This is a genomic window from Streptomyces sp. NPDC048389, assembly GCF_040706335.1.
Lineage (GTDB): Bacteria > Actinomycetota > Actinomycetes > Streptomycetales > Streptomycetaceae > Streptomyces.
Window position 1 is genome coordinate 1 of sequence record NZ_JBEZKP010000035.1, and the last position, 25,412, is coordinate 25,412.

Annotated in this window: 22 protein-coding genes and 2 pseudogenes; 9 read left to right on the forward strand and 15 right to left on the reverse strand. The window is 72.8% G+C overall.

Going from position 1 to position 25,412, the window contains the following annotated elements; genetic code table 11:
* A partial coding sequence (locus tag AB0903_RS22540) for a P-loop NTPase (protein ID WP_366705445.1) occupies window positions 1-412 on the forward strand: 412 nt, incomplete at its 5' end.
* Window positions 413-551: 139 nt separating this feature from the next.
* On the opposite strand, the gene AB0903_RS22545 is transcribed toward AB0903_RS22540, so the two are convergent.
* The 5 genes from AB0903_RS22545 to sigE form a co-directional block, all read right to left on the reverse strand.
* Entirely contained in the window at window positions 552-1,247 is a 696-nt protein-coding gene (locus tag AB0903_RS22545; RefSeq protein ID WP_366705447.1) for a hypothetical protein, read from the reverse strand.
* A 118-nt stretch (window positions 1,248-1,365) separates the two neighbouring features.
* Window positions 1,366-1,827, reverse strand: a complete 462-nt coding sequence (locus AB0903_RS22550; protein ID WP_366705449.1) for a sec-independent translocase — start codon at window positions 1,825-1,827, stop codon at window positions 1,366-1,368.
* A 169-nt stretch (window positions 1,828-1,996) separates the two neighbouring features.
* The gene (locus tag AB0903_RS22555) at window positions 1,997-3,931 is read right to left on the reverse strand and encodes a trypsin-like peptidase domain-containing protein (protein WP_366705451.1); all 1,935 of its coding nucleotides are present in this window, start codon (window positions 3,929-3,931) and stop codon (window positions 1,997-1,999) included.
* A 124-nt stretch (window positions 3,932-4,055) separates the two neighbouring features.
* Complete coding sequence (locus AB0903_RS22560; protein ID WP_366705453.1) at window positions 4,056-5,012, reverse strand: zf-HC2 domain-containing protein; 957 nt, start codon at window positions 5,010-5,012, stop codon at window positions 4,056-4,058.
* Window positions 5,009-5,779: an RNA polymerase sigma factor SigE gene (gene sigE, locus AB0903_RS22565; RefSeq protein WP_366705546.1), complete on the reverse strand. Its 771-nt coding sequence runs from the start codon at window positions 5,777-5,779 to the stop codon at window positions 5,009-5,011. Before sigE ends, AB0903_RS22560 begins: the two co-directional genes overlap by 4 nt.
* 107 nt (window positions 5,780-5,886) lie before the next feature.
* On the opposite strand from sigE, the pseudogene AB0903_RS22570 reads away from it, so the two are divergent.
* Window positions 5,887-6,589, forward strand: a pseudogene (locus tag AB0903_RS22570) (O-methyltransferase).
* 624 nt (window positions 6,590-7,213) lie between these two features.
* Here AB0903_RS22570 and AB0903_RS22575 read toward each other — a convergent pair.
* Window positions 7,214-7,381 carry a DUF3117 domain-containing protein gene (locus AB0903_RS22575; RefSeq protein WP_003966491.1) on the reverse strand — a complete coding sequence of 56 codons (168 nt, stop codon included), beginning with the start codon at window positions 7,379-7,381 and terminating at the stop codon, window positions 7,214-7,216.
* Window positions 7,382-7,714: 333 nt separating this feature from the next.
* Between AB0903_RS22575 and AB0903_RS22580 the strand changes: the two genes are divergently transcribed.
* A complete protein-coding gene (locus AB0903_RS22580; RefSeq protein ID WP_366705455.1) occupies window positions 7,715-8,518 on the forward strand; it encodes an enoyl-CoA hydratase-related protein in 804 nt (267 codons plus the stop codon).
* On the opposite strand, the gene AB0903_RS22585 is transcribed toward AB0903_RS22580, so the two are convergent.
* Both AB0903_RS22585 and AB0903_RS22590 read right to left on the reverse strand, forming a co-directional pair.
* Window positions 8,515-9,162: a DNA-3-methyladenine glycosylase I gene (locus tag AB0903_RS22585; protein WP_366705548.1), complete on the reverse strand. Its 648-nt coding sequence runs from the start codon at window positions 9,160-9,162 to the stop codon at window positions 8,515-8,517. The two genes, AB0903_RS22580 and AB0903_RS22585, sit on opposite strands and share 4 nt — an antisense overlap.
* A gap of 5 nt (window positions 9,163-9,167) precedes the next feature.
* Window positions 9,168-9,521, reverse strand: a complete 354-nt coding sequence (locus AB0903_RS22590) for a DivIVA domain-containing protein (protein WP_366705457.1) — start codon at window positions 9,519-9,521, stop codon at window positions 9,168-9,170.
* A 143-nt stretch (window positions 9,522-9,664) separates the two neighbouring features.
* Between AB0903_RS22590 and folP the strand changes: the two genes are divergently transcribed.
* The gene (folP, locus tag AB0903_RS22595; RefSeq protein WP_366705459.1) at window positions 9,665-10,525 is read left to right on the forward strand and encodes a dihydropteroate synthase; all 861 of its coding nucleotides are present in this window, start codon (window positions 9,665-9,667) and stop codon (window positions 10,523-10,525) included.
* A gap of 168 nt (window positions 10,526-10,693) precedes the next feature.
* On the opposite strand, the gene AB0903_RS22600 is transcribed toward folP, so the two are convergent.
* Window positions 10,694-11,443: a TIGR00730 family Rossman fold protein gene (locus AB0903_RS22600; protein ID WP_366705461.1), complete on the reverse strand. Its 750-nt coding sequence runs from the start codon at window positions 11,441-11,443 to the stop codon at window positions 10,694-10,696.
* 97 nt (window positions 11,444-11,540) lie between these two features.
* Complete coding sequence (gene dapE, locus AB0903_RS22605; RefSeq protein ID WP_366705463.1) at window positions 11,541-12,620, reverse strand: succinyl-diaminopimelate desuccinylase; 1,080 nt, start codon at window positions 12,618-12,620, stop codon at window positions 11,541-11,543.
* Between the two features lie 82 nt (window positions 12,621-12,702).
* On the opposite strand from dapE, the gene AB0903_RS22610 reads away from it, so the two are divergent.
* Together AB0903_RS22610 and AB0903_RS22615 are read left to right on the forward strand one after the other, a co-directional pair.
* Window positions 12,703-13,680 (forward strand): hypothetical protein, encoded by a 978-nt coding sequence (locus AB0903_RS22610; RefSeq protein WP_366705465.1) that lies wholly within the window; start codon window positions 12,703-12,705, stop codon window positions 13,678-13,680.
* Between the two features lie 295 nt (window positions 13,681-13,975).
* Window positions 13,976-14,434, forward strand: a complete 459-nt coding sequence (locus AB0903_RS22615; RefSeq protein WP_366705467.1) for an ATP-binding protein — start codon at window positions 13,976-13,978, stop codon at window positions 14,432-14,434.
* A 171-nt stretch (window positions 14,435-14,605) separates the two neighbouring features.
* On the opposite strand, the gene dapC is transcribed toward AB0903_RS22615, so the two are convergent.
* Window positions 14,606-15,712, reverse strand: coding sequence for a succinyldiaminopimelate transaminase (gene dapC / locus AB0903_RS22620; protein ID WP_366705468.1), 1,107 nt, complete (start codon window positions 15,710-15,712; stop codon window positions 14,606-14,608).
* Window positions 15,713-15,807: 95 nt separating this feature from the next.
* Window positions 15,808-16,128, reverse strand: coding sequence for a ferredoxin (fdxA, locus tag AB0903_RS22625; protein ID WP_003985062.1), 321 nt, complete (start codon window positions 16,126-16,128; stop codon window positions 15,808-15,810).
* Window positions 16,129-16,242: 114 nt separating this feature from the next.
* Here fdxA and AB0903_RS22630 point away from each other — a divergent pair, with 114 nt between their 5' ends.
* Entirely contained in the window at window positions 16,243-17,241 is a 999-nt protein-coding gene (locus AB0903_RS22630; protein ID WP_366705470.1) for a GNAT family N-acetyltransferase, read from the forward strand.
* 21 nt (window positions 17,242-17,262) lie between these two features.
* Window positions 17,263-18,087, forward strand: a complete 825-nt coding sequence (locus tag AB0903_RS22635; RefSeq protein ID WP_366705472.1) for a transglutaminase-like domain-containing protein — start codon at window positions 17,263-17,265, stop codon at window positions 18,085-18,087.
* 7 nt (window positions 18,088-18,094) lie between these two features.
* Here the strand turns inward: AB0903_RS22635 and AB0903_RS22640 are convergent, their stop codons facing one another.
* Window positions 18,095-19,309: an isoafricanol synthase gene (locus AB0903_RS22640; protein WP_366705474.1), complete on the reverse strand. Its 1,215-nt coding sequence runs from the start codon at window positions 19,307-19,309 to the stop codon at window positions 18,095-18,097.
* Window positions 19,310-19,625: 316 nt separating this feature from the next.
* Between AB0903_RS22640 and AB0903_RS22645 the strand changes: the two genes are divergently transcribed.
* Complete coding sequence (locus AB0903_RS22645) at window positions 19,626-22,529, forward strand: AAA family ATPase (protein ID WP_366705476.1); 2,904 nt, start codon at window positions 19,626-19,628, stop codon at window positions 22,527-22,529.
* Here the strand turns inward: AB0903_RS22645 and AB0903_RS22650 are convergent.
* Window positions 22,438-22,752 (reverse strand): annotated as a pseudogene (locus AB0903_RS22650) (DUF397 domain-containing protein); the annotation flags it as partial. The gene AB0903_RS22645 and the pseudogene AB0903_RS22650 overlap by 92 nt on opposite strands.
* 294 nt (window positions 22,753-23,046) lie before the next feature.
* Window positions 23,047-25,194, reverse strand: coding sequence for a hypothetical protein (locus tag AB0903_RS22655; RefSeq protein WP_366705478.1), 2,148 nt, complete (start codon window positions 25,192-25,194; stop codon window positions 23,047-23,049).
* Window positions 25,195-25,412: the final 218 nt, after the last annotated feature.

Sequence of the window (25,412 nt, forward strand, 5' to 3'; positions counted from 1 at the left end):
GAACGCGGAGATCCTCGTCGTCACCACCCCGCAGCAGGCCGCGGCCGAGGTCGCGGAGCGTGCCGGGTCCATCGCGGTGCAGACGCACCAGAAGATCGTGGGCGTCGTCGAGAACATGTCGGGCCTGCCCTGCCCGCACTGCGACGAGATGGTCGACGTCTTCGGCACCGGCGGCGGCCGGAGCGTCGCCGAGGGCCTGACCAGGACGACCGGCGCGACGGTGCCGGTACTGGGCTCGATCCCGATCGACGTACGGCTCCGCGAGGGCGGCGACGAGGGCAAGCCGGTCGTCCTGACGGACCCGGACTCCCCGGCCGGCGCGGCGCTGCGTGCGATCGCCGCCAAGCTCGGTGACCGCCAGCGCGGCCTGTCCGGCATGTCCCTGGGAATCACGCCCCGCAACAAGTTCTGACGGTCCCACCCGGCTGATCCCCTGGAGCCCGGCCCCCGCGGTGGTCCCCCGGTTGGTCCCCTCCCACGGGTGGTCTGCCCGTCGGTCCGCTGCTGAGCCCCAGCTGAAGAAGGCGCCGCCCGGTCGGAGCGGCGCCTTCTCACTGTGCGTACGCGGCCGGGTTCGGGGCCACCGCGAAGCCCAGACCGTACGCGCTCATCCCGCGCCCGTACGCCCCGATGTGGACGCCGGACCCGGTGGTGCCGGCCAGCACCCAGCCGAACTCGGACTCGCGGTAGTGGAAGGGCGTCGGGACGCCGTCGACCGGGAGCGAGAGAACCGACCACGCGGGGCCGTCCAGGTCGTCGGCGAGTTCGAACGCGGTCTCCGTCTGCTGGTCCAGCCAGTCGTCGCGCAGTGCGTGGTCGAGCTTTTCCGGCCAGGTGTGGGCCAGCAGGCCCGAACCCGCGAGCCATGCGGCCGAGGAGACCGTGGTGGCCTCGAGCACGCCGGTGCCGTCACCGCTGCGTCTGACCGGGCTGGCCGCTACGGTGATCACGACGGCGAAACGCTCCTTCTCGGCACCGGCCGTCTCGGCCCGTATCGTCGGTTCGTCGCCGTGGCCGATCGCACCGTGCTGCACCGTGCCGTCCGCGGCGGTGCCGACCTGCATCAGGCGGCGCGGGCCGGTGAAGGCCGCGTCCAGTGCGTACCAGGGGAAAGCGGCGTTCTTGAAGCCCTCCACCGCACGCCGGGCCGCCGTGTCCCCCTGCGCCGTACGGGACCTGTAGCCGCTCTCGGCCGGCGGATCGCCCGCCGAGTCCTGCTGCTCCGTCACCCGGCTCGTCGTCGACATGTGCCGACCGCCTCCTCCGTCTTTCACACCTGCAGCGGACCCGCCCCCCTCGGGCGTCCTCACTGCCGGACAGATGGAGAATAGCCACCCTGCCGCCGGTCTCAGGGCAGGACGGTCCTCAGGTGGCGTCTGCGTCGAAGGGCGGGCGCTCGTCGCGGGTGGGCTTCTCGCCCTTCTTGAGCAGGTCGGGGCCGCCTGTGGGGGAACCGTTCACCGCGGCGGGGACGGAACTCCCCGACACACCGGAATGCTCCGTTCCGTTGACGGCGTCGGCGACCTCACCGATCTCCTTCTTGAGGTCGAAGCTGCTGCGGAGGTCCTTGAGCTCTTTGAGATCCTCGTTCTCCGCGAGCTGCTTGCGGAGATACGCCTTCGGGTTGAGATCCTCGAACTCGAAGTCCTTGAACTCCGGACCCAGCTCGCTGCGGATGTCCTCCTTCGCACTCTCGGAGAACGCGCGGACCTTCCGGATGAAGCGGGCGGCATCCTGGATGACCTTCGGCAGCTTGTCCGGACCGAAGATGAGCACAGCGAGAACCACGAGCACCACCAGCTCCAGTCCGCCTATGTCATTGAACACCCTGCTGCTCCTCGTGTTCTTTGTGCTCGCTGTGGTCGTCTTCGCTGCGTTCTGTGTTCGCCGCGTTCTGCCCGCCCGCCGGGATCCGCGGTCAAGCCGGGGTGAGGGCCCGATCCAAGGTACCTGGCGGAGCTGTCGCCCCGGTACTCTCCGGGCGGCCCTGAGATGGTCATGAGCTGTCCGCGGAGCCGAGGACCAGCGTCATGGTCCGCTCGTCACCGCCGCGGCGCAGGGTGAGCTCCAGGCTGTCCCCGGGACGGTGGGCACGGATCTTGACGATCAGCTCCTCGCCGCTGTGCACCCGACGGCCGTCGACCTTGGTGATGACGTCGCCCGGCTTGACGCCCGCCTCGGCGGCGGGGCCTCCCGGGGTGACGGCGGGGGTGTCGTCCTGCCCCTTCTCTCCGACCCGCGCGCCGTCACCGGTGAACCGCATGTCGAGGCTGACGCCGATCACCGGGTGCGTGGCCCTGCCGGTGTTGATCAGCTCCTCGGCGACACGCTTTCCCTGGTTGATGGGGATGGCGAAGCCCAGCCCGATGGAACCGGCCTGGCCGCCGTCGGGCCCCGCGCCGGTGTCGGCGGCCCGGATGGCGCTGTTGATGCCGATGACCCTGGCCCGGCTGTCCACCAGCGGACCGCCCGAATTGCCGGGGTTTATCGGCGCGTCGGTCTGCAGCGCGTCGACATAGCTGATGTCGCTGCCGTCGCCCTTCTCGCCGCCTGCGGTGATCGGGCGCTCCTTGGCGCTGATGATTCCCGAAGTGACCGTGTTCCGGAGGTCGAACGGTGCGCCGATGGCGACGACGGGGTCGCCGACCCGGACGTTCTCCGAGTTGCCCAGCGGCAGCGGCTTGAGGCCGCCGACACCGGTGACCTTGACGACCGCCAGGTCGTAGCCGCTGTCCTTGCCGACCAGCGTGGCCTTGGCCGTTTCGCCGCCGCTGAAGGTGACGGAGATGTCCCCCGAGGTGCCTGCCGGGTCGACCACGTGGTTGTTGGTGAGGATGTGGCCCCGCTCGTCCAGTACGAAGCCGGTGCCCGTGCCCTGTTCGGCGTCACCGCTGACGTGCAGGGTGACGACGCTCGGCAGGGCCCGGGCGGCGATACCGGCGACGCTGTCGGGCGCGCGGTCGGCGCTCTCCGGACCGGCCTGCGGCAGCTCGATCCGGTTCACCCCGCCGTTGCGTTCCACGTACGCGCCCACGGCGCCGCCGACGCCGCCGGAGACCAGCGCGAGGACCAGGGCCCCGATGACCAGCGGCCCGCTGCGGCGCTTGCGCGGCGCGGGCGGCTCGCCGTGCTGCGTGAGCGGCTGCCCCGGGGCGCTCCAGGGGTCGTACTGGAGCCACACGGAGGACAGCGGCTGCGGCCGCTCGTCGACAGGGGCCGGAGCGGGGGCAGGGGCCGGAGAGGCGGGGACGGTCGCCGGGTAGGGCTGCGGACGGGTGCCGGGCCGGCGCGGGGCGTGCGGATGTGAGTGCGGCTGCGCGTGGGGCGGGTGCGCGTGGGGCGGGTGCTGGGCGTATCCGCCGGCGGGCTCGGCCCCGGCCGTCGTGTACTGCGCGGGCACCGGCGTGCCGTGCGTCGGAGTCGGCACGGGCCGCTGCACGGGCGGCGCGGGCGCCCAGGGCCCCGGCCCGCCGTACGGCGGAGTGCTGTAGGCGTCCGGCTCGTGCAGCGGCTTGGGCCTGACCGGGGCGGGGGCGGGTGGGAGGACGTCCGTCGGCGCGTCGGCGGGGGTGGTCCCGGTGGCGTCCGCCGGTTCGGGCAGCTCCGCGGTGGCCTCCGGCGAGGCCGCCGCGGGAGCGCCGGGAACGGCGTTCGGGTCGGTGCCCGGGGTCGCGGACGGGGCTGCGGCGTCCGGTCCTGCGCCCGTCGCGGTGCCCGGGACCGCGGACGGCGCGGCGTCCGGGGTCGCGGACGACGCGGCGGCGGCCGCGGTGGCGGTTCCCGCGGCCGGGACGTCATGGGCCGGCGAAGCGTCCGGCGCCACGGGCGTCACGTCGGACGCGGTGGCCTCCGGTTCGGAAGGAACGCCGCGTCCTGTGCCGGGGCGGCTCCACCACTTCGCCTTGGGTCCGGTGGGCTTCCCGTCGTCCATGCTCTCCCCGCAGACTTCCGGCCGATGCGGCGCCCGCGCGGACGCCCGCTGAGATTCAACCAGGTTTGCGAATACACGCGCAGGGCCCTGGTCAGGTCCCTCCCGGACCCCGCCGGGCCGCCGGTCAGCGTGACGGCGACAGTGGCGGGGCGGACTGCGTGGGAGCCGCCAGGTGCGTGGGGACGGGAGTGGCCGCCGGACCGATCGCCGGGGCGGCGGCGAGCTGGAGCACGGACGCCGACGGACGGATCAGCGGCGACGTCGACGAGGCGTGGGCCAGCGGCGACACCCCGAGGGAGCGGTTCAGCGACCGACCGGCCGGCTCACCCGGCACAGCGGCGACGACCGGGCCCGGGCCCGGCCTGGTCTGGCCGCTCCCCGGCCCGCGCCGACGGTCGCCGTCCGTGCCGCGCAGTGAGGTCGTGCCGCCGGAGGAACCCGGGCTCGTGCTGTTCGTGGCGGTGGTCGGCGTCGCGGTGCGCAGCGGCGTCACCTTGTTGCCGCCGCCCTGACCGCGGGAGCCGGAGTCCGACGCGACGTCCAGCGGAACCGCACCGCCCAGGGCGATCGCGGCGAAGGAGACCGCGCTGGCCGCCGCGAACGCGAAGCGCCTGCCGCGCCACGGCGAGCGCTCAGGCTCCGTGCGGCCCACCTCGTGGATCCGAAAGCCGCTCCCGCCATCGGGCAGAACGGACGCGTGCGCGCCCTCGGGGACGTATCCGAACGTCTCCGCGCGGGGGTCGCGCGGTCTTCCCGCGGACGGATTCAGTGCTCCGAACACTCCGCCGCCCGCCAGGCGGCCGCGGCCGAAGGGGCCGCGCTCGTCGTCGTCATCCGCGCCGGGGCCCGCCGGCAGCCCCTGGAGCCGCGCGAGCAGCCCTTCGGACAAGGGCGGCGGGGCGGACCGGGCGAAGGCGTTCTTGAGGCGGCGCTGGGCGTCGGCCTCGGCCTTGCATCGTGGGCAGGTCGCCAGATGCGCGAGGACGCGGTCCCTCACGTCGTGTTCGAGCTCACCGTCGACAAGCGCGGCGAGACGGTCCCCCAGGTGCTGTTCCGCGGGGGTCGGACCTGTACCGCTCACGCCGGTCCGCCCTCCCCCGCCAGGCCGACGGCACCCGCGAGCGAGCGCTGCTGCTCCGCGCGTGCCTCCGGGGACCGGTGCTGGAGGGCCTTGCGCAGATGGGAGCGGCCGCGGTGAATCCGGCTGCGGACGGTCCCGAGCTTCACGCCCAGGGTCGCGGCGATCTCCTCGTACGACAGGCCCTCGATGTCGCAGAGCACGACCGCGGCACGGAACTCGGGCGCGAGGGTGTCCAGCGCCTGCTGCACGTCCGCGTCGAAGTGGCTGTCGTTGAAGACCTGCTGCGGGGACGGCTCACGGCTCGGAAGCCGCTCGGCCGCGTCGTCGCCGAGAGCGTCGAAACGGATGCGCTGCTTGCGGCGGACCATGTCCAGGAAGAGATTCGTGGTGATCCGGTGCAGCCAGCCCTCGAAGGTGCCTGGCGTGTACGTCGACAGGGAACGGAAGACGCGGACGAAGACCTCCTGTGTGAGGTCCTCCGCATCATGCTGGTTCCCCGTCAGGCGGTACGCGAGACGGTAGACTCGTGCGCTGTGCGTGCTGACGATCTCCTCCCAGGTGGGAGGGGTCCACGCCTGCGATTCCGCATCCGATGCGAAGGTCGCGGTGGTGACGGAGTCGGAGGGCACGGAACGGTCAGCAGTGTTGGTCACGGATCTCGGCTCACCCACCGACCTGAGAAGGCGCCTCAGCAGCCCTCCCCGATCCGCAGGTGCAGCCGCACCTCCCCTGTCGGCTCTGGTGGTGTCCAGCGGAGCCCCTACCATAGCCACCTCGCCCGTTAGCTCCGGATAAGAATCTTTACGTGGATTTGGGTCCGGCTTCCGGCGCCCGCTCCACGTGCTTCCCTCTGCCCTGAACAACGGACGGTCCCATCTGCGGGTTCCCGTGCGCAGCGGATACAGTCAGCGTCGCGCCAACTACGGGGACGGGAGAGGGTCATAACCGCCAACCAGCAGACCAGCTGGGCGTTCGCCGACGCCTTCGTCGCCGAGGACGACGCTCTGCACTGGGCCCGCGACCGGGCCCGGGAGTCAGGGCTGCCCTCGGTGTCGCCGGGCACCGGCGCCGCGCTGCGACTGCTGGCGGCCACGGCGGACGCGAAGGCGGTCGCCGAGATCGGCACGGGGACCGGGGTCTCCGGGATCTACCTGCTGCACGGTATGCGCCCCGACGGCGTCCTGACCACGGTGGACCTGGAGCCGGAGCGCCAGCAGTTCGCGAAGGAGGCGTTCCGGGCGGCCGGCTTCGCCGCGAACCGGGCGCGCTTCATCCCCGGGCGGGCGCTGGACGTCCTTCCGCGGCTCGCGGACGGCGGCTACGACCTCGTCTTCTGCGACGGTGACCGCACCGAGTCCCTGGACTACCTCGCTGAATCGTTGCGCCTGCTGCGGCCGGGCGGGCTCGTCTGCTTCGAAGGGGTCTTCGCCGACGGCCGTACGGTCGACTCGGCGGCGCAGCCGGCCGAGGTGCTGCGGTTGCGCGAACTGCTGCGCGCGGTGCGCGAGAGCGCGGAGCTCCTGCCGACGCTGCTCCCGGTCGGCGACGGCCTCCTCTGCGCGGTCCGCCGCCCCTGACCCCTGCGGGGCGCCCCGCCCTCGGCGCGCGCAAGGCGGGCGTTGGAGCCCGAAGTCGTCCAGCCAGTGCAGCACCCCGCCCTCGGCGCGCGCGGCGCGCGCGTGGCGGGGCCGCCGGGAACGGATGGCGGGTGCGGGGCCGCTGCGCGGCGTGGTTCCCGGTCCTCCCCCGGCGGCCACGGGGCCCCGCCTCCCCGGAACCGGAGCCCCTCTCCCTCGCCCTGGCGGCCTGGGGGTACCCTCACCCGACCTCCGCGCCTGAATCTCCCCCACGGCCTGGCGGCCCGTGGGAGGCACCCCCGGTGAGGCTGCCGTACAGACACCCCGACCCGACTCCCGCGCACCTCGAATCCCAGGCTGCTGCACAGCCCGTCCGGCGATCGAGGCCAACGCGCGAAGCGCGGTACGGGTCCGGGCGGAGCCCGCCACGCGGCGGAGCCGCAAATCCGGAGCACCGGGGAGGGGCCGCGTACGGCGTCCGGCGGAGCCGCAATCCGGTGCACCGGGACGGGGCTTCGGCGCGAGAGGAACAGCCTCGCGCCGCAGGCTCACCCACACCCGCATCCCCCAACGCACACCGCCCCCGGTATTCGCATACCGGGGGCGGTGGAGACTCAGGATGCGTCAGCCGACGACCTTCTTCAGGGCGTCGCCGAGTGCATCGGCTTCGTCCGGAGTCAGTTCGACGACAAGACGACCGCCGCCTTCGAGCGGAACGCGCATGACGATGCCCCGCCCCTCCTTGGTCACCTCGAGCGGGCCGTCGCCCGTTCGCGGCTTCATGGCCGCCATGCTCGTTCCCCTTCCTGAAACCAGCTCATCGCAGCCGGCGGCCCCGTGAGAGGTGCTGTGTCACCGGCATCGAACACATTGCTTCCAGGCCATTATCCCGCATGGCGGGACCCAAAGACCAACATCAGCCCGCATCGCTTGCGCAACGCGCTCTCTCAAAACCACCCAATTCGGCGATGTGCCTGCGATACTTCGCCACCGCTTGCCGGGCGGCACACGGGGATTCTTTGACGCAGGTCACATGTGCAGGCCCGATGATCTCCGTCATGCTGGGCTCGGCACCGCCGTCAGAACCGCGCTGGATCACCAGCCTCATCACTAAGGGGACCCGCCATGGCCGACTCCGTGCTGTACGACGTGACCGACGGACTCGCGACGATCACGATCAACCGGCCCGAGGCCATGAACGCGATGAACGTCGACGCCAAGGTCGCCCTGCGGGACGCGGCGCAGGCCGCGGCCACCGACGGTGACGTGCGGGCGGTGCTGCTGACGGCGGCGGGCGGCAAGGCGTTCTGCGTGGGCCAGGACCTCAAGGAGCACGTGTCCCTGCTGGCCGCGGACCGCGAGTCCGGCAGTGCGGAGACGATGAGCACGGTCCGCGAGCACTACAACCCGATCGTCCGCGCCCTGACGGGTATGGCGAAGCCGGTCGTCGCCGGGGTCAACGGCGTCGCCGCCGGGGCCGGTCTCGGTTTCGCGCTGGCGGCGGACTACCGCGTCGTCGCCGACACGGCCAAGTTCACGACGTCGTTCGCGGGGGTGGCGCTCACCGCCGACTCGGGGGTCTCGTGGACGCTGCCGCGGCTGATCGGGCAGAGCCGAGCCGCGGACCTGCTGCTGTTCCCGCGCTCGTTCTCCGCGCAGGAGGCGTTCGAGTGGGGCATCGCGAACAGGGTCGTCCCGGCGGACGAGCTGGCCGCGGAGGCCGCCGCCGTGGCGCGCGCGCTGGCCGAGGGGCCCACGGTCGCGTACGCGGCGCTGAAGGAGTCCATGGCGTACGGCGCGGACCGTTCCCTGAGCGAGGCGCTGGACAAGGAGGAGGAACTGCAGGCGAAGGCGGGTGCCTCCGAGGACCACGCCATCGCGGTGCAGGCGTTCCTGTCCAAGGAGGCCCCCAAGTACCTGGGCCGTTAGGCCCGGTGCGGCCGTCCGCGGCCCCCTGGCCCGTTGGGCCCGGTGCGGCCGGGGCGGCCCGCACCGCCGCCCCGGAAGACGCAGTCGGCCAGATGGTCGTCGACCAGCCCGCACGCCTGCATCAGGGCGTACGCCGTGGTCGGGCCGACGAAGCGCAGACCGCGATTCTTGAGCGCCTTGGCCAGCGCCGTGGACTCGTCGGTGACGGCCGGCACGTCCGCGACGGTGCGCGGCACGGACCGCCCCTCGCCGTCGGGGGCGTACGACCAGATCAGCCTGTCCAGATCACCGGTGGGCCAGTCGGCGAGCACGCGCGCGTTGGCCAGCGTCGCCCGGATCTTGGCGCGGTTGCGGATGATGCCGGGGTCGGCGAGGAGGCGTTCCTCGTCGGCGTCGGTGAACGCGGCCACCGAGGCGATCTTGAAGCCGTCGAAGGCGCTGCGGAACCCCTCCCGGCGGCGCAGGATGGTGATCCAGGAGAGCCCGGACTGGAACGCCTCGAGGCAGAGCCGTTCGAACAGGGCGTCGTCGCCGTGGACCGGACGGCCCCACTCGGCGTCGTGGTAGGCGACGTAGTCCTCGGCGGACAGGCCCCAGGGGCAGCGCAGTCCGCCGTCCGGGCCCGGTACGGCGGCACCCGTCACCGCGGTCACCGGCCCGGCTCCTGACCGGGCTCGGTGAACATGTCGGAGCGGCCGGAGGCGGTGGCCTGGGCCCCCGCGAGCGCCGACTCCAGTTCGGCGATGCGCGCGTCGCGCTCGGCGAGTTCCGCGCCGAGGCGGCTGAGCACCTCGTCCACGTCGGCCATCCGGTAGCCGCGCATACCGACAGGGAGGCGCAGCGCGTCGACGTCGGCGCGGCCGACGGGCCGGTCGAGCGGCAGCGGGTCGACCAGCTGCTCGGGCGCGGCCTCGGGCAGTGCCGCGGTGTCGCTGCCGCCGAGCACGACGAGGGTGACCGCCGCGACGACCACGACCATCGCGATCAGCAAGAACCAGAACACGAGCGACCCTCTCCCCGGGCTTCCGAAGCTTCCCGTACGTCCCGGGGAACTTACCCGAGCGGGAAACCCTCCGGTGCTGATCGTGCCACGGGGCACCGACAGCTAGGGTCGCAGGCGTACGAGCACTGAGGAGGAAACAGCGGATGCTGCGGCTGGGACGGCGCGAGTTCGACGCGCACGAGCCGGTGATCATGGCGATCGTGAACCGGACGCCGGACTCCTTCTACGACCAGGGGGCGACGTTCCGCGACGAGCCCGCGCTCTCCCGGGTGGAGCAGGCCGTGGCGGAGGGTGCCGCGATCATCGACATAGGCGGGGTGAAGGCCGGTCCCGGTGAGGAGGTCACCCCCGAGGAGGAGGCGCGGCGCACGGTCGGTTTCGTGGCCGAGGTGCGGCGGCGCCATCCGGACGTGGTGATCAGCGTCGACACCTGGCGCCATGACGTGGGCGCGGCGGTCTGCGAGGCGGGCGCCGATGTGCTGAACGACGCGTGGGGCGGCGTGGACCCGAAGCTGGCGGAGGTCGCGGCGCGGTACGGCGCCGGCCTGGTGTGCACGCACGCGGGCGGCGCCCGGCCGCGCACGCGTCCGCACCGGGTCGCGTACGACGACGTGATGGCGGACATCCTGCGGGTGACGCTGGGGCTGGCGGAGCGGGCGGTCGGGCTCGGTGTCCGCCGGGACGGGATCATGATCGATCCCGGTCATGACTTCGGCAAGAACACCCGACACAGCCTGGAGGCCACACGCCGGCTGGGGGAGATGACGGCGACGGGCTGGCCGGTGCTGGTCTCCTTGTCGAACAAGGACTTCGTCGGCGAGACGCTCGACAAGCCGGTCAAGGAGCGGGTGCTCGGCACGCTGGCGACGACAGCGGTCTCCGCATGGCTCGGCGCGCAGGTGTACCGGGTGCACGAGGTGGCGGAGACCAAGCAGGTCCTGGACATGGTGGCCTCGATCGCGGGCCGCCGCGCGCCGGCGGTCGCCCGTCGCGGCCTCGCCTGACGTCGGCGGGCGGCCCGTCGCGGCTCCGCCCGGGATCCGCCGCGCGGCCCCTGCCGGCCTGCCCCGGCCGTCCGGCGGCCCCAGCCCGGCGTCGGGCGTGCCGCGGCGCCCGACGGCCGGTGCGGGCCCGGAAGCAGCCGGGCCCGCACCCGGGCGGCGACGGGCCGGCTACCTGCCCGTCTCCTTGGAGACCAGGGCCACCGCCTCTTCCACGTCGTCGGTGACGTGGAAGAGCATCAGGTCCTTCTCCGACGCCTTGCCCTGGGCGATCACGGTGCCCCGCAGCCAGTCGACCAGGCCGCTCCAGTACTCCGTACCGAAGAGCACGATCGGGAACCGCGTCACCTTGCGCGTCTGGACGAGAGTGAGCGCCTCGAAGAACTCGTCCAGGGTGCCCAGGCCGCCGGGAAGGACGACGAAGCCCTGCGCGTACTTCACGAACATCGTCTTGCGGACGAAGAAGTAGCGGAAGTTCACCCCGATGTCGACGTGCGCGTTGATGCCCTGCTCGAAGGGCAGCTCGATGCCGAGTCCGACGGAGACGCCCTCGGCCTCGCGCGCCCCCTTGTTGGCCGCCTCCATCACGCCCGGGCCGCCGCCCGTGATCACCGCGAAGCCGGCCTGGGCGAGGGCCTTCCCCAGCCGGACGCCGACTTCGTACTCGGGAGTGCCGGCCGGGGTGCGTGCGGAGCCGAAGACACTGATTGCGCTGGGCAGTTCGGCGAGCGCGCCGAAGCCCTCGACGAACTCGGACTGGATACGCATGACCCGCCACGGGTCGGTGTGCACCCACTGGGAGTCGCCCTCGGTGTCGAGCAGCCGCTGGTCCGTGGTGCCCGGCCTGATCTGATCCCTGCGGCGCAGTACCGGTCCCAGCCGCTGCTCCTCCAGCGCCCGCAATCCCTCGGGGTTGCTCATGACCTGCTCCCTCCGCCGAACATCATCTGCTTTGGCTCAGGGTAGATCGGTTGACGTTACGAATGGTGAAATCGGGGTGATCAACCGGTATGCGGCGTCAGGAAGTGAGCCAGTCGCGCAGCCGCTTCTCGCAGTGCGTGATCCTTTCCACGGCGACGTGCTCGTCCCGCTTGTGGGCGAGGAGCGCGTCGCCGGGGCCGTAATTGACCGCGGGCACGCCCAGCGCGCTGAAGCGCGAGACGTCGGTCCAGCCGAACTTCGGCTGCGCGGTCCCGCCGACGGCCTTCATGAAGGCGGCGGCCGCCGGGTGCGAGAGTCCCGGCAGGGCGCCGCCCGTGTGGTCGTCCACCACGATCTCGCTCAGCCCGCAGTCGGCGAAGACCTCGCGGACATGCGCCTCGGCCTCGGCCATGCTGCGGTCCGGGGCGTAGCGGTAGTTGACCACCACGGTGCACTCGTCGGGGATGACGTTGGTGGCCACACCTCCCTGGATGCCGACGGCGTTGAGGCCCTCCCGGTACTCCAGTCCGTCGATGACCGGACGGCGGGGCTCGTAGGAGGCGAGGCGGTCGAGGATCGGGCCGACGGCGTGGATGGCGTTGGACCCCATCCAACTGCGGGCGGAGTGGGCGCGCTCGCCCCTGGTCCGCAGATGGACCCGGAGCGTGCCCTGGCACCCGCCCTCGACCTGGGCGTCGGAGGGCTCCAGGAGGACCGCGAAGTCGCCCTCCAGCCAGTCGGGGTGGGCCTCCGCCACATGCCCCAGACCGTTGAGGTGTGCGGCGACCTCTTCGTTGTCGTAGAAGACGAAGGTGAGGTCGCGGTTGGGCTCGGGGACGGTGGCGGCGATCCGCAGCTGGACCGCGACGCCCGACTTCATGTCACTGGTGCCGCAGCCCCACAGGACGCCGTTCTCGTCGAGCCGCGACGGCACGTTGTCCGCGATCGGGACGGTGTCGATGTGCCCGGCGAGTACCACGCGCTCGGTGCGGCCGAGGTGCGTCCTGGCCACGACGTTGTTGCCGTGCCGGTCGACGGTGAGGTGCGGCAGCTCGCGCAGAGCCTCCTCCACGGCGTCGGCGAGGGGCTTCTCGGTGCCGCTGACCGACGGGAAGTCGACCAGGGCGGCGGTGAGCGCGGGGGCGTCGAGAGTGAGGTCAAGCGCGGTCGGGTGCATGGTTTCGACGATAAGCGGTCCGGGCGGGCCGTTGACCGGCACACCCCCTGGAGCCGCTCGGGGGCTCCAGTACGGTGGGCGGGTGTCCGAGACCGCCTCTCCCGTCCGGCGCGGCCGCTCCTTGCGCTTCGCGGCCGCGTTCCTCGTGCTGCTGGCCCTCATCGGCTACGTCGCGGTGCAGTACGTCACCGGGGGCGGGAATCTGCGTTGTGTCGTGCGCACGGCCGAGGGCGACGGACCGTCGTACGAACTGTCCTCCGAGATGGCGGGGAACGCCGCGACGATCGCCGCGGTCGGCACCACCCGCGGGATGCCGGAGCGGGCGGTCACGATCGCGCTGGCGACGGCGCTCCAGGAGTCGGCGCTGCGCAACATCCGCCATGGCGACCGGGACTCCCTCGGTCTCTTCCAGCAGCGCCCGTCCCAGGGGTGGGGCACCCCGGAGCAGATCCTCGACCCCGTCTACTCGTCGCGGAAGTTCTACGAGCATCTCGCCGAGGTACCGGGCTATTCACGGCTGCCGCTGACCGTCGCCGCGCAGCGCGTCCAGCGCAGCGGTTTCCCCCAGGCGTACGCCAAGCACGAGCCGGACGCGGCACTGCTGGCCGCGGCTCTCACCGGGCGGGCCTCCGCGACCCTGAGCTGCGAGACCAAGGAAGGCGGCGGACCGGGCGACCCGGCGCGGGTGCGGACGGAGCTGACCCTGGCGTTCGGACCCGGGGTGCTGCCGAAGGACGGGGACGAGCGCGGGCGAGCGGGTGACGCGAGTGCGCGGCAGTTGGTCCTCCCGGCGCAGGCCCCCAAGGGCGCGGAGGACGCGGCCGATGCGGTCGGCGGCGGCCGGGGGCCCGAGGGCACAGGTGGCGGGCCCGGCGGCGAAGGCGGCAAGCGCGGCTGGGAGCTCGCGCACTGGGCGGTCGCGCGGGCGGACGAGCTGCGTATCGAGGAGGTCTCCTACGGCGGCCGGGTGTGGAGCGCCCGGGAGTCGGCGGACGGCTGGCGTACGGCCGACAGCACCGAGGACGGTCCTGACGAGGTCCGGATCCGCATCGCACGCTAGCCCGACAGCCCCCTCGAACGAGTCACTCCGCTCCCGTCCGGCGCGGCCCCGTCCGGCCCCCGTGAGACGCCCCCTCCAGCGCCTCGAATTCCCTTGGCAGCAGCGGGAAGTGACGGTTCGCCAGCCGACCACGCATTGCTGCGTTTGCCCGTTTTTATCCGAGACCGATAATGCGACGCGTTACCAATTCTTTACCTTGATCCACCGCAACTTCCCCCCGCCTCCGCCCGGTTGTCAGGACGTCCGCACGCCGGACACGCACCATTCCGAACGTCCTCTCGTCTCAAGGAGCATCATGTCCCTCCCCCTGACCCGCCGGATCGCCCGTGCCGCGCTGCTCGTCGCGGCGGGAGCAGCCCCCGTGGTCGGTGCGGCCGGCTCCGCAGGCGCCATGGAACTTCCCCAGGCTCCGGTCGGCAGCCTCTCCGCCCTCGACGCGGACAACGTCGACGGCACGGTCGACGGCGTCTCCAAGGAGACCACCAAGGTGGCCGGCCAGGTCGGTGGAAAGACGGCGGACAAGGCGGCCCCCGGGGCGACCAAGACCGTCGGCAAGGCGGCCCCCGGGGCGGCCAAGACCGTCGGCAAGGCGGCCAAGGCGACGGCGCCGCTCGCCGAGAAGGCCACCGGTGGCACCTCCGGACCGGCGGGCGACCTGGTCGGCGGCGCGACCAAGGGCGGCCTGCCGACCGGCTCGCTGACGGGCGGCGGCCTGCCCACCAGCTCTCTCGGCGGCCTGCCGCTGGGCGGCTGACACCACGGCGCCACGCACGCGGGCGGGCCCCGGGGGCGGAACTCCCGGGGCCCGCCCGCGGGCCGTTCCCATGCCCGCCCGCGTGCCGTTCCCGTGCCCTACCCGCGGGCGGCTGGTCCTCGGGCCCGTCGCCGCGCCGCCCGGCCGGGGCCGGGCGGCTGCACGGCGGGCTCAGGCGTCCGCGCGGCCGAGGCGCTTCACGGCGGCCTCGACGCGCTCGTCCGTCGCCGTGAACGCCACCCGGACGAAGCGCTCCCCCGCCTCCCCGTAGAAGTCGCCGGGCGCCACCAGGATGCCCTGGGCGGCCAGATGGGCGACCGTGTCCCAGCAGGGCTCGTCGCGGGTGGCCCACAGGTAGAGGCCGGCCTCGCTGTGCTCGATCCGGAAGCCGTGCGCCTCGAGCGCCGTGCGCAGGGCCGTGCGGCGGGCCGCGTACCTGGCGCGCTGCTCGGTGACGTGCGCGTCGTCGCCGAGCGCGACGACGGTGGCCGCCTGCACCGGGGCGGGCGTCATCATGCCGCCGTGCTTGCGAATCTTCAGCAGCTCGCCCAGCACGTCGGGGTCGCCCGCGATGAACGCGGCGCGGTAGCCGGCCAGATTGGACCGCTTGGAGAGCGAGTGGACGGCCACCACGCCGGCGTAGGAGCCACCGCACACGTCCGGGTGGAGCACCGAGACCGGCTCCGCCTCCCAGCCCAGCTCCAGGTAGCACTCGTCGCTGAAGACCAGCACGCCGTGCTCGCGCGCCCAGGCGACGATCCGCTTCAGCTCGTCCTTGGGCAGCACCCGGCCGGTCGGGTTGGACGGCGAGTTGAGCCAGAGCAGCTTCAGCCCTGCCGGGTCGATCTCGGTCGGGTCGTCGTAGACCACCGGGGTCGCCCCGCACAGCCGTGCACCCACCTCGTACGTCGGGTAGGCGAGGCGGGGGTAGGCGATCCGGTCGCCCGTGCCGAGACCGAGCTGGGTCGGCAGCCAGGCCACCAGCTCCTTGGAACCGACGACGGGCAGGACGTTGGTGTGCAGCACGCCCACCGCGCCCAGCCGGCGCTCGACCCACGAGGCGAGCGCGTCGCGCAGCTCCGCCGTGCCCCAGACCGTCGGGTAGCCCGGCGAGTCGGCGGCCTCCGTCAGCGCCTTCCGGATCACCTCGGGAACGGGGTCGACCGGGGTGCCCACCGAGAGGTCCACGATGCCGTCGGGGTGTGCGGCGGCCGTGGCCTTGTAGGGCTCGAGCCTGTCCCAGGGGAAGACGGGGAGTCGCGAGGAGACTGCGGGCACGGCGGCGCTCACTTTCGGGTCACGTGCGGGGGCGTCAAACGCCTCGGTCCCGTACGGACGACGAGCCGTACGGGACCGGGGGCATGCGGATCGGATCAGCCGTTCTGCGGCGGCAGGGCGGCGATGAAGGGGTGGTCGCGCTCGATCAGGCCGAGCTTGGAGGCACCACCGGGCGAACCGAGCTCGTCGAAGAACTCGACGTTCGCCTTGTAGTAGTCCTTCCACTCCTCCGGGGTGTCGTCCTCGTAGAAGATGGCCTCGACCGGGCAGACCGGCTCACAAGCACCACAGTCGACGCATTCGTCCGGGTGGATGTACAAGGACCGGGAGCCCTCGTAGATGCAGTCGACGGGGCACTCCTCGATGCACGCCTTGTCCTTGACGTCGACACAAGGCTGCGCGATGACGTAGGTCACGCTGTCGTTCCTCCTCGGTAAGGGCTGGCTTGCGCGGGAGCGCGGCGTCGTCGATGCCCGCCCCTAGTATCTCCGTTCTCGGTAACGATCCGAACAGGAGGGGCTCACAGAGCTGTGGAATTCACTGCGGGCGGACGGCTCGAAATCCGCATCACACCTGCTGACGTGGGTAAACGCGTCTCGGTACGACGCTTGGGCGAGGATGGAGCGCCCGGCGCGAAGTTCACCGACACGGTCGGCGTTCTCGCATCCTGGACCGATGATGTGCTGGTGATCACACGCCGGACCGGCGAGAGCGTCCACATCCCGGAATCCTCCCTCGTCGCCGGGAAAGTCGTACCGGCCGCGCCCGCGCGGCGCAGGGGTGTCCCCGCGGCGGACTTCCGGGAACTCGCCGGGGTCACGGCGCGTGCATGGCAGCCGGTGGAGAGCGAGCGGCTGGGCGACTGGGAGCTGCGGGCCGCCGCAGGATTCACCCGGCGCGCCAACTCCGTACTGCCGCTCGGCGGGCCCGGCCTTCCGCTGGACGACGCGCTGGCGCGGGTGCGCGACTGGTACACGGCCCGCGGTCTGCCGGCGTACGTCCAGACGGCGACGGGCGCGGCGGGGACGCAGGAGGAGCTCTGCACCGGGCTGGAGGCACGCGGCTGGGAGCGCGAGGTCTCCGCGCAGGTGCAGGTCGGAGGGTTGGCGGCGGTGGGAGACCTGGACGCCGACGTCTCGCGCGTCGCGCTCTCCCGCTCCGTCGACGAGGCATGGCTACGGCGCTACCAGCGGTTCGGTGTGCCGGGACCACATGTACTCAAGGTCCTGAACAGCGGCCCCTCGGTGTGGTTCGCCTCCCTACCGGGCGCCGAGGGCGCACCGGCCGCGATCGGGCGCTGTGTGATCGACGGACGCTGGGCCGGCTTCATGGCGGTGGAGGTGGACCCGGAGCAGCGGCGTCAGGGACTCGCGTCCGCGGTCATGGCCGCCCTGGCCCGCCGGGCCCTTGACGAGGGCGCGGCGGCGGCCTGGCTCCAGGTGGAGTCCGACAACGCCGGCGGACGTGCCCTCTACGCCGGCATGGGATTCTCGGTGCACCATCACTACCACCACTATCGGGCTCCGTAGGCCCGGGGGTACGAGTCAGTCATGGATGAGAACGACCGGCGTTCCCGCTTCGCCGAGGAGGCCCGCTCCGAGCGCCCCGACCTGGCCCTGCTCTGCCTGCTCATCGGCGCGGAGGGGGACCCGTCGCTGGACGAGAAGGGGATGGACGCGGCCCAGATCGAGCTGGACCGCCTGGCCGGCTCGATCCCGTACGGGCTGCGGGGCCCGCACGCCTGGGCGGCGGCCCTGGCCGATCTGCTCGGCGGCCGCGAAGGCTTCCACGGCACACCGGGCGACTACCAGCACCTGGAGTCCTCGCTCCTCCACCAGGTCCTGCGCCGCCGCCGCGGCCTGCCGATCCTGCTTTCCGTGGTCTGGACGGAGGTCGCCCGCCGCGCGGGCGGGCACGTGTACGGAGTGGCCCTGCCCGGCCACTTCGTCGTCGGCTTCGGCGCCCCGGAGGAGCAGGTGCTGGCCGACCCGTTCGCGGCGGGCCGCATCCTGTCCGGCACGGACGCCGAACTGCTCGTGACGGGTACCACGGGCACCGCTCTGACGCCGTCGATGCTGAAGCCCGCCGATCCGCTCGCCGTGGTGTCGCGCATCCTCAACAACGTCCGCGCCTGGGCGGCCCTGCGCCCCGAGCACTCCGCGGTAGCCCTCTGGGCGCTCGACCTCCTGCTCCTCCTCCCCTCCCATCCGGCCCGCCTCCGATTCGAGCGGGCCCAGCTGCTCGTACAGCGCGGCGACTTCCTGACGGGCGCGGCGGAGATGGACGCGTACGCGGAGGTCGTGGACGCGGTCGAGCCGACGGCGGCGGAAACGATCAGGGGCCACGCCCGTGCGGCCCGGGCCCGCCTGAACTGAGCGCCCTTCAGGCGTTCGCCGCCAGGTCTTCTCCGGCGCCCCTCTCTTCTCCGGCGCTTCTCCCATCTCCGGCGCCCTTCCCGACCGCGGCGAGATGCGCCCAGGGCCGCTGCCGCCCGCCACTCACCGCGGCGACACCCCGTTCGTCGTAGCGGGAGGTGGCGAGCGACCAGGCGAGGTTTCCCGCCATCAGATGGCCCATGCCCTCCACGTAGTGGCCGATGTGCCCCCGCACCTCCGCCGGGACGCGCATGTCGTCCAACAGCCGGGGGAGGGCGGCGGCGAGTTCGTTGAAGCGGGCCGTGCGGGCGTTTGCGCGCTCGGCGATGTGCTCGACGGCCTCGTCCAGGGCGCAGCCCCGTTGCTCGCTCAGGACGACGACGCTGTTGTTCACGTCCCCTGCCGCGAGTTCCTTCACCAGCGAGACGATGTCGTTGACGAAGATCACCACATCGCCGGTGATCTCTCGCATCTCCCGCAGCGGGAAGGAGCCGTGGAGGTCGTCCGGCAGTGCGTAGCCGCCGCACCGTTCGGTGAAGTCGAGGCACGGCTGCACGCCTATGGAGTGCCGCCGCAGTTCGAGGAACTGCTCCGGTGTGGGCAGGCGGTCGGCATTCCGATTGGCCGCTTCGCCCTGGTGAGCGGCCATGTACGCCTGCCAGTGCTCGCGGAAGCGGCGCTGCCAGTTCCTCGGTGTTCCGGCGGTGGCGCGGTACCAGATGTCCCGGAACCCGAGGACGAGCGGCTGGCTGGAGACCGCGTGGGGCGCTTCGGTACCGTGTCCCCCGCGAGCCTCTTCCGCCTCGCGCGCCCAGTGTGCCTCGCGTGCTTCTTCCCCCTCATGCGTACCGCCGATCGTCATGGTCCGCCCCAGGGTGTCCACCAGGCGCTCGATCGCCTCCGGCCGCGTTCCCAGCCGACCGTCGAACTGGTCGTCGAAGATGAAGAACCAGGCGTTGAAGTCGGCCGCGAGTTCGAGGTCGCTTGCCGTGGCGTCGGGATAGAAATAGGCCATCAGCCGCTCGAGCCGCAGCGCGTCGTACTCCTCGACGGAGGCGTCCCCGGCCAGCAGGTCCGTCTTCTGCAGCCACTGGAGCGTGTGTCGCCGCGCGCGCTCCGCGTGCGGGCTGAGGCGAGCCGGGAACGGAATCCTGACTGCCGCCGCGCGCCGGGTAGGGTCCGAAGGCGCTTGCCTGTGGCCGGAGTTCATCATGTCCGTCATACCTGCCCCCTGGGTGTCGCGGCACGTCGTACCGGACAGTGGCACAGGTCCGACGCCGCTCGCAGGCGTATGAGGCCAGGTCCCTTTCCGCCGCGCGAGCGAAGATGCCCGGCAGATGGGAAGTGGCGTGAAACAGCGCTCGTTCGGATGTACGCACCACCTACTGTGGCTCTTCTAGCAGAAGGTTGCTCTTCCATGGCCGAAAACTCCCCATAGGGTTACGTTCCGTGTCCTTGGGCATACGCTTCGCGGTATTCAGGACTCGTCCCCACTCACGACCCACGACCCACGACACCTCATGCCGAAGGATCAGACGGTGGCCCACATCGGAGACGGGCCGGAGCGACAGCGCCGGCTCCTGGAACGCGACACCGAACTCGCGGCGGTGGACGCGCTGCTGACCGATCTCGGGACAGCGCCCGCGGGATCGGCCGCGCCCGGCGGCGGGCTGCTGGCCTTCGCCGGACCGGCGGGGCTCGGCAAGACCACCCTGCTCACCGAAGTCCGCCGCAGGGCGGTCGCCCGCGGCTGCAAGGTTCTCTACGCCCGCGGCGGAGAGCAGGAACAGGGCGTCGCCTTCCATGTCGTACGCCAGCTCGTCCAACCGTTCCTGGCGACGGCCACCGACGCGGAGCACCGGGCCCTGCTGGGCAGTTGGTACGACATCGTCGCCCCCGCGATGGGTCTGATCGCCGGATCCGGCAACGGCGTCCCCGACCCGCAGGGCGTACGGGACGGCCTCGACTGGTTCGCCACCCGCATCGCCGTGCAGCAGGCGCCGCTGGTGGTCATGCTCGACGACGCCCACTGGGCCGACGCCGAGTCCCTGGCCTGGCTGACCGGCTTCGCACCGAGGGTCATCGAACTGCCGATGCTGCTCGTCGTGGCGTACCGGCCCGATGAACTGCCCGTCGACGCCGCCCCGTTCGCGGGCCTCGCCGAACGCCACGGCTCACACCCCTTCGACCTCGCGCCCCTCACGCCCGGCGCGGTGGGCCGCCTCGTGCGGGACACCCTGGGCGAGGAGGCGGACGACGGCTTCTGCCGCGAAACCTGGGCGGTCACCGGCGGCAACCCCTTCGAGACCGTCGAACTCGCCGCCAAGGTCGCCGACCGCGGACTCAAGCCGCAGTCGGCCCACATCGCCGAACTGCGGGAACTCGCCTCCGCGGTGAAGGGCAGCGGACTCGTCGACCGACTGGAGCGGCTCGGCACGTCCGCCGTCCGCTTCGCCTGGAGCGCCGCCGTGCTCGGCTCCGAGGCGTCCCGCAGCCTCGCGGCGAGCGTCGGCGGCCTGGGCGAGGCCGAGTCGGCCCAGGCCGTGACCCGCCTGCGGGAGGCACGTATCCTCGCCCTTCCGTCACCCGACGCCCCCGACGACGACCGGCTGGAGTTCTTCCACCCGCTGGTCGCCACCGCCGTCTACCGGGCCATACCCGCCGCGTTCCGTGTCGCCATGCACGGCCAGGCCGCGGCCATCGTCTCCGGCGCCGGTCTGGGCGTCACCACGACGGCCCGGCACCTGCTGGAGATGCACCCCGAGAGCGACCCCTGGGCCGTACGGGAGCTCCGCAAGGCGGCACGCGAGTACCTGAGGTCAGGCGCCCCCGAAGCCGCCCGGCGCTGCCTCACCCGAGCGCTCCGCGAGCCTCCGGCCCTGGACGAACGGGCGGACGTCCTCTTCGAACTGGGCTGCTCCGCGCTGCTGACCGAACCGGCGACCACGGTCAACCACCTGCGGGCCGCCCTGGACGAGCCCGTCCTCGACCCCGCGCTGCGTGAGGCGATCGTCTACCGGCTGGCGCAGGCCCTCGGCCACTCGGACCGGATGGCCGAGGCCGCGGAGACCGTCGCAGAGGCGGCGCGGGGCGCGACCGACGCCAGAACCCGGCTGCGCATGCAGGCGGAGCAGTTCATGTGGAACGCCTTCCGTGCGGACGAACAGGACTCGCCGGCCCGTTCACGGAGGCTGGCCCGGCTCGCCGAACACCTCAAGGGCCGCGGCCTCGCGGAGCGGTACATCCTGGGGCTGCGCGCCTGGGACGCCATGGTGCGCGGCGAGCCCGCCGCCACGGCGCTGCACTACGCGGAGGAGGCGCTCGGAGACGGTCTCTCCTGGACCGACGACGAATGGGGGTTCGAGGTCCCGGTCGTCGTCGCGCTCACCTTCATGTACTGCGACCAGCCGGGGCGGGCGGAGGAGCTCTTCACCAAGGGCATCGCCGAGTGCGAGAGCAATGGCTGGCGCGGTGCGCATCTGTCGTTCGGTTTCACGCTCCTCGGCTACATCCGCCATCGCCGCGGCCGTCTCGAAGAGGCGGAGACCCTGGTGCGCGCCGGACTGAGGGTCGCGGACCGGGTCGGACACCAGGTGCCCGCGCAGTACTTCGCGATCGGCATCCTCATCGAGATCCTGCTGGCCCGCGGCCGCACCCAGGACGCCCGGGCGCTGTCCGCGAAGTACGGCTACGGCAACGTCGTGCCCAGCGCCGTGGTGTATCCCGACTCCCAGACCGTCCACAGCGAGCTGCTGCTCGCCCTCGGCAGGCGCCGCGAGGCGGAGCAGCAGCTCGTACAGGTCGGCCGCCGCCTCGAACCGCGCGGCATGCGCAACCCCGCCTGGTGTCCGTGGCGGCTGCACCTCGCCCGGGCCACGGACGACCCTGAACGGGCTCGCGAGCTGGCCACGGAAGGGGTCGAACTCGCCCGCCGGTTCGGCACCCAGTCGGCCATCGGCCAGGCGCTCCACGCCAAGGCGGCGGTGACCGAGGGGACGGAACGCCTCCGCCTCCTGGCCGAGGCCGTCGAGCATCTGGAGCGCTCCCCCGCCGGCTACGACCTGGCCTCCGCCCTGGTGGACCACGGCGTCGCCCTGCGCCGCGCCGGGCTCCGGCAACAGGCCGGCGAGCAGCTGCACCGCGGTCTGGAGGGCGCCGCACAGTGCGGCGCGGACGCGCTCGCCGCCCGGGCCCGCGAGGAGCTGGACGCGACCGGCCTGTGGCCGCTCCGGCTCAGCACCGCGGCCGAGGAGTCGCTCACCGCTCAGGAACGCAAGGTGGCCGAATGGGCCGCCCACGGCTGGTCGCACGCCCGCATAGCGGAGGAACTCGGCGCCCAGGCCCCGATCGTCACCCGTCTCCTGTCCGACATCTACCGCAAGGTCGGCTCCGACCACGCGGGCCTGGCGCGTCTGCTCGGCAGAGAGCCCGGAGCGGATTGAGGGGACGCGCCCTCCGGTGCGCGCCCCCTCGGACGGCACCCCCAGGGATGGCGCCCACTCGGCCGGCATCCCCGGTCGAGGTCGCCGGTCCGCACAGCCGGGGGCGGCCAGAGGCCCAGGCGGCGGGGGAGAACGTCACCGACGGGGCGGCGCGGCGCTTGCTGTCGCGAACCGGGACGGCCCAGGGGCGGGCGGCGCCGACCTCGACGCAGCCGCCGCCGGCGCTGTGGCCGCTGCCACCGTCGCCGCTGTCGCCGCTGCGGCCGGACTTGCGCCGGAGGGAGTGCGCTCACCGCGCTGCGTGCTCGTAGTCCCTCGCGACGGATCCGACCAGTGCCACGGACGTGCGGTGCCGCAACGCGTCCCCAGGGCGCGATGGTGGGACCACGGACGTCCGGCATACCCGGACGAGCCGCCGGGCGCCGAATGCGTCGTTCCGCGACCGGTCGACCGGAACGCGCACGCGAACGGAGCCCCCCTGCCCGGGGGCAGGAGGGCTCCATCGGGAGCGAGCGGCTCAGCTCGGGTTCAGGTCGATGACCGCCGTGCGCTCCGCCGGGGTCTTGCCGCGCAGCGCCGGGCCCATCGCCTGGGCCACGTCGTCGGCGGAGACCTCGTGCAGCTTGCCGTCGGCCTTGGTGATCATGATGCCGTCGAAGACGCCCTCGAGCAGGGTTTCGATGGCTTTCTTGTCGTAGACCTCGACCAGTCTGCCGTCGATCGCCTTCATCGACAGAATCTGCGGCAGTGACCTCGCCGGGCCGAACTGGATCGACTTCTCGCCCGCCTTGATCGTGATCAGCCCGGACATCGCGGGCTCCGCGAACTCCCTCATCGCCCGGTCGATCTCGGCCTGGCTGATGGTCGGCCCACGGGTGGCCATGGGTAGTTCGACCAGGCTCGGCCGACCGGTCTGCACCTGGGTGCGGTACGCGTCCTTGACCGAGATCATCGAGCGGCCGACGTCCACCGACTTGCCCGGCTTGCCGGGGACGGCGACGGCCTTGTCCGGCTCGAACCTGATCGTGCCGTCGGTGGACGACCCTGCGGTGCCCGCCAGATCGGCGAGGGCGACGCTCAGCTTCTCCTCGTCGACGAGGATCACCGGTGGCGCGACGCGCTCGCCGCCGAAGAGGGAGCCGATGACGGAGACCGGGTTGTAGTCGCTGCCGGCGGCGCCGCGGACGGTGGCCTGGCTGTCCAGGGACAGACCGGCCTTGTCCGGCAGGAGTTCCGCCTTCTCACCGTCGACGGAGAGCTGCAGCGGGGCCTTGGACTGCTCGCCGAACGCGGCCTCGAGCTTGTCGACCGCCTCTTCCTTCGTGCCACCGCCGATGTCGACACCGAGGACCGTGGTGCTCTTGGGCACGTCGGAGTGGTTGAGCAGCAGGCCCGCCCCGTACGCGATGCCGAGCAGACCGACCACGCCCGCTCCGGCCAGTACCAGCTTGGAGCGGCCCTTCTTGGCCGGGGGCGGTGTCGGCTTCGGCCGGGCGGCGGGGCGGTCCGCGGTACCGGGGGCCGCGGGGCCGCCGCCGGGACCGGCCGGGAACTCCGGTACGGAGAAGTCCCCGTCGCCGGCCGGCGGACCGGGCTGCTGGGACAGGATCGGGTTGGGGCCGGTGCCGGGACCGGTGTCCGGTCCGCCGAGCGGCGGAAACGGCGAGCGGTGCCCACCCGGGACCACCGGCATGCCGCTGGTCAGCGTGTCACCGGAGACATGCCCGCGGCCTACACCGCCTTCGGGCACCGGCCTCTGCGGGGTGAGCACGGCGGTGTCGTCGGACATCCGGGGCACGGGCGCGCCGATGCCCGGTACGGGGACGCCCGTACGCCGGCCGAGAGGCATGTCGCCGAGGGCCGGACCGGCGGTCGGGCCTGCGGGACCGCCGTTGCGGTCCGGTGCGCCGGGCGGCGGCGTGGTGTGCCCGGGCGGCGGCGCGAAGCCGTCGCCGGGGCCACGACCGCCGGGACCGGGCGCGCCGGGACCGGGCCCGCCAGGACCTCGGCCCGCGGGGCCCGAGGGCGCACCGGGGGAACCCGCCTGCTCTGCGAGAGCCGCCAGCCCCGAGCGCGGACCACCGGCACCGGGGCCGCCCGGACCACCCTGGCCGCCGCCCGGCCCCGGCACGCCGGCGGCGGGCGCACCACCGGGCGCACCCGCACCCGCACCCTGCCCGGGCGTCGCCGACGCCGGCTTGCGCGGCGCGAACCAGTCGCTGGCAGGGGGCTTCTCCTCGGCCGCCGGTGCCGACGGGGCCCCCTCAGGCGCTCCCGGGCGGGGCGTACTGCCCGTACGCTCGCCCTCCCGGTCCGCGGCGGACCCGCCGGACGCCGAAGCGGCCCCGGGGACCGTTCCGGTCCCGGACGCCCTGGACGCACCGGTGGCCGGCCCCGCGTCCATGTCGCTCATCGGCGTACGCATCACGACCGGCGGGATCGGCCGCGAACCCGGGATGTTGATCCGGATACGCGTCGTCAGCGTCGTCTCGGTCTTCTTCTCTTCCGGCTGCTGCTCGGGCGCCGCTTCCCCGGCCTCGTCGGGGGCGTCCTGCGGATGCAGCGACGGATACTGGCGCGATCCGTACGGCGGTGTCCCAGAGGGGTACGCGGCTCCACCGCGCCCCTGGGGGCCGGAGGACGAACTGTCAGTTTCACGACTCAAAGCAGGTTCTCCCGGTTGGCTTCGCCGCCCGTTTCTTACTGGATAGCTACTGCTGCGGGCGGCTCGGCGGCGCGCCCCACCATACTGGCCACCGCCGACGGACACCCCGGGGCTGCGGGAAGCGGCCTTCCGCGGACCGTACGGGCATGGTCAGTTCGGCGGCTTCCCACCCCGTGGGGCGATCTACCCTAGGGGGCCGGTCACACCGGCTGCTTGCT

Bases quoted from the DNA above. Each gene is read 5' to 3' on its own strand.
- AB0903_RS22545 (WP_366705447.1), bottom strand. From the start codon at position 1,247: ATGTCGACGACGAGCCGGGTGACGGAGCAGCAGGACTCGGCGGGCGAT.
- AB0903_RS22555 (WP_366705451.1), bottom strand. From the start codon at position 3,931: ATGGACGACGGGAAGCCCACCGGACCCAAGGCGAAGTGGTGGAGCCGC.
- sigE (WP_366705546.1), bottom strand. From the start codon at position 5,779: ATGGTAGGGGCTCCGCTGGACACCACCAGAGCCGACAGGGGAGGTGCG.
- AB0903_RS22575 (WP_003966491.1), bottom strand. From the start codon at position 7,381: ATGGCGGCCATGAAGCCGCGAACGGGCGACGGCCCGCTCGAGGTGACC.
- AB0903_RS22580 (WP_366705455.1), top strand. From the start codon at position 7,715: ATGGCCGACTCCGTGCTGTACGACGTGACCGACGGACTCGCGACGATC.
- folP (WP_366705459.1), top strand. From the start codon at position 9,665: ATGCTGCGGCTGGGACGGCGCGAGTTCGACGCGCACGAGCCGGTGATC.
- AB0903_RS22600 (WP_366705461.1), bottom strand. From the start codon at position 11,443: ATGAGCAACCCCGAGGGATTGCGGGCGCTGGAGGAGCAGCGGCTGGGA.
- dapE (WP_366705463.1), bottom strand. From the start codon at position 12,620: ATGCACCCGACCGCGCTTGACCTCACTCTCGACGCCCCCGCGCTCACC.
- AB0903_RS22615 (WP_366705467.1), top strand. From the start codon at position 13,976: ATGTCCCTCCCCCTGACCCGCCGGATCGCCCGTGCCGCGCTGCTCGTC.
- AB0903_RS22635 (WP_366705472.1), top strand. From the start codon at position 17,263: ATGGATGAGAACGACCGGCGTTCCCGCTTCGCCGAGGAGGCCCGCTCC.
- AB0903_RS22640 (WP_366705474.1), bottom strand. From the start codon at position 19,309: ATGACGGACATGATGAACTCCGGCCACAGGCAAGCGCCTTCGGACCCT.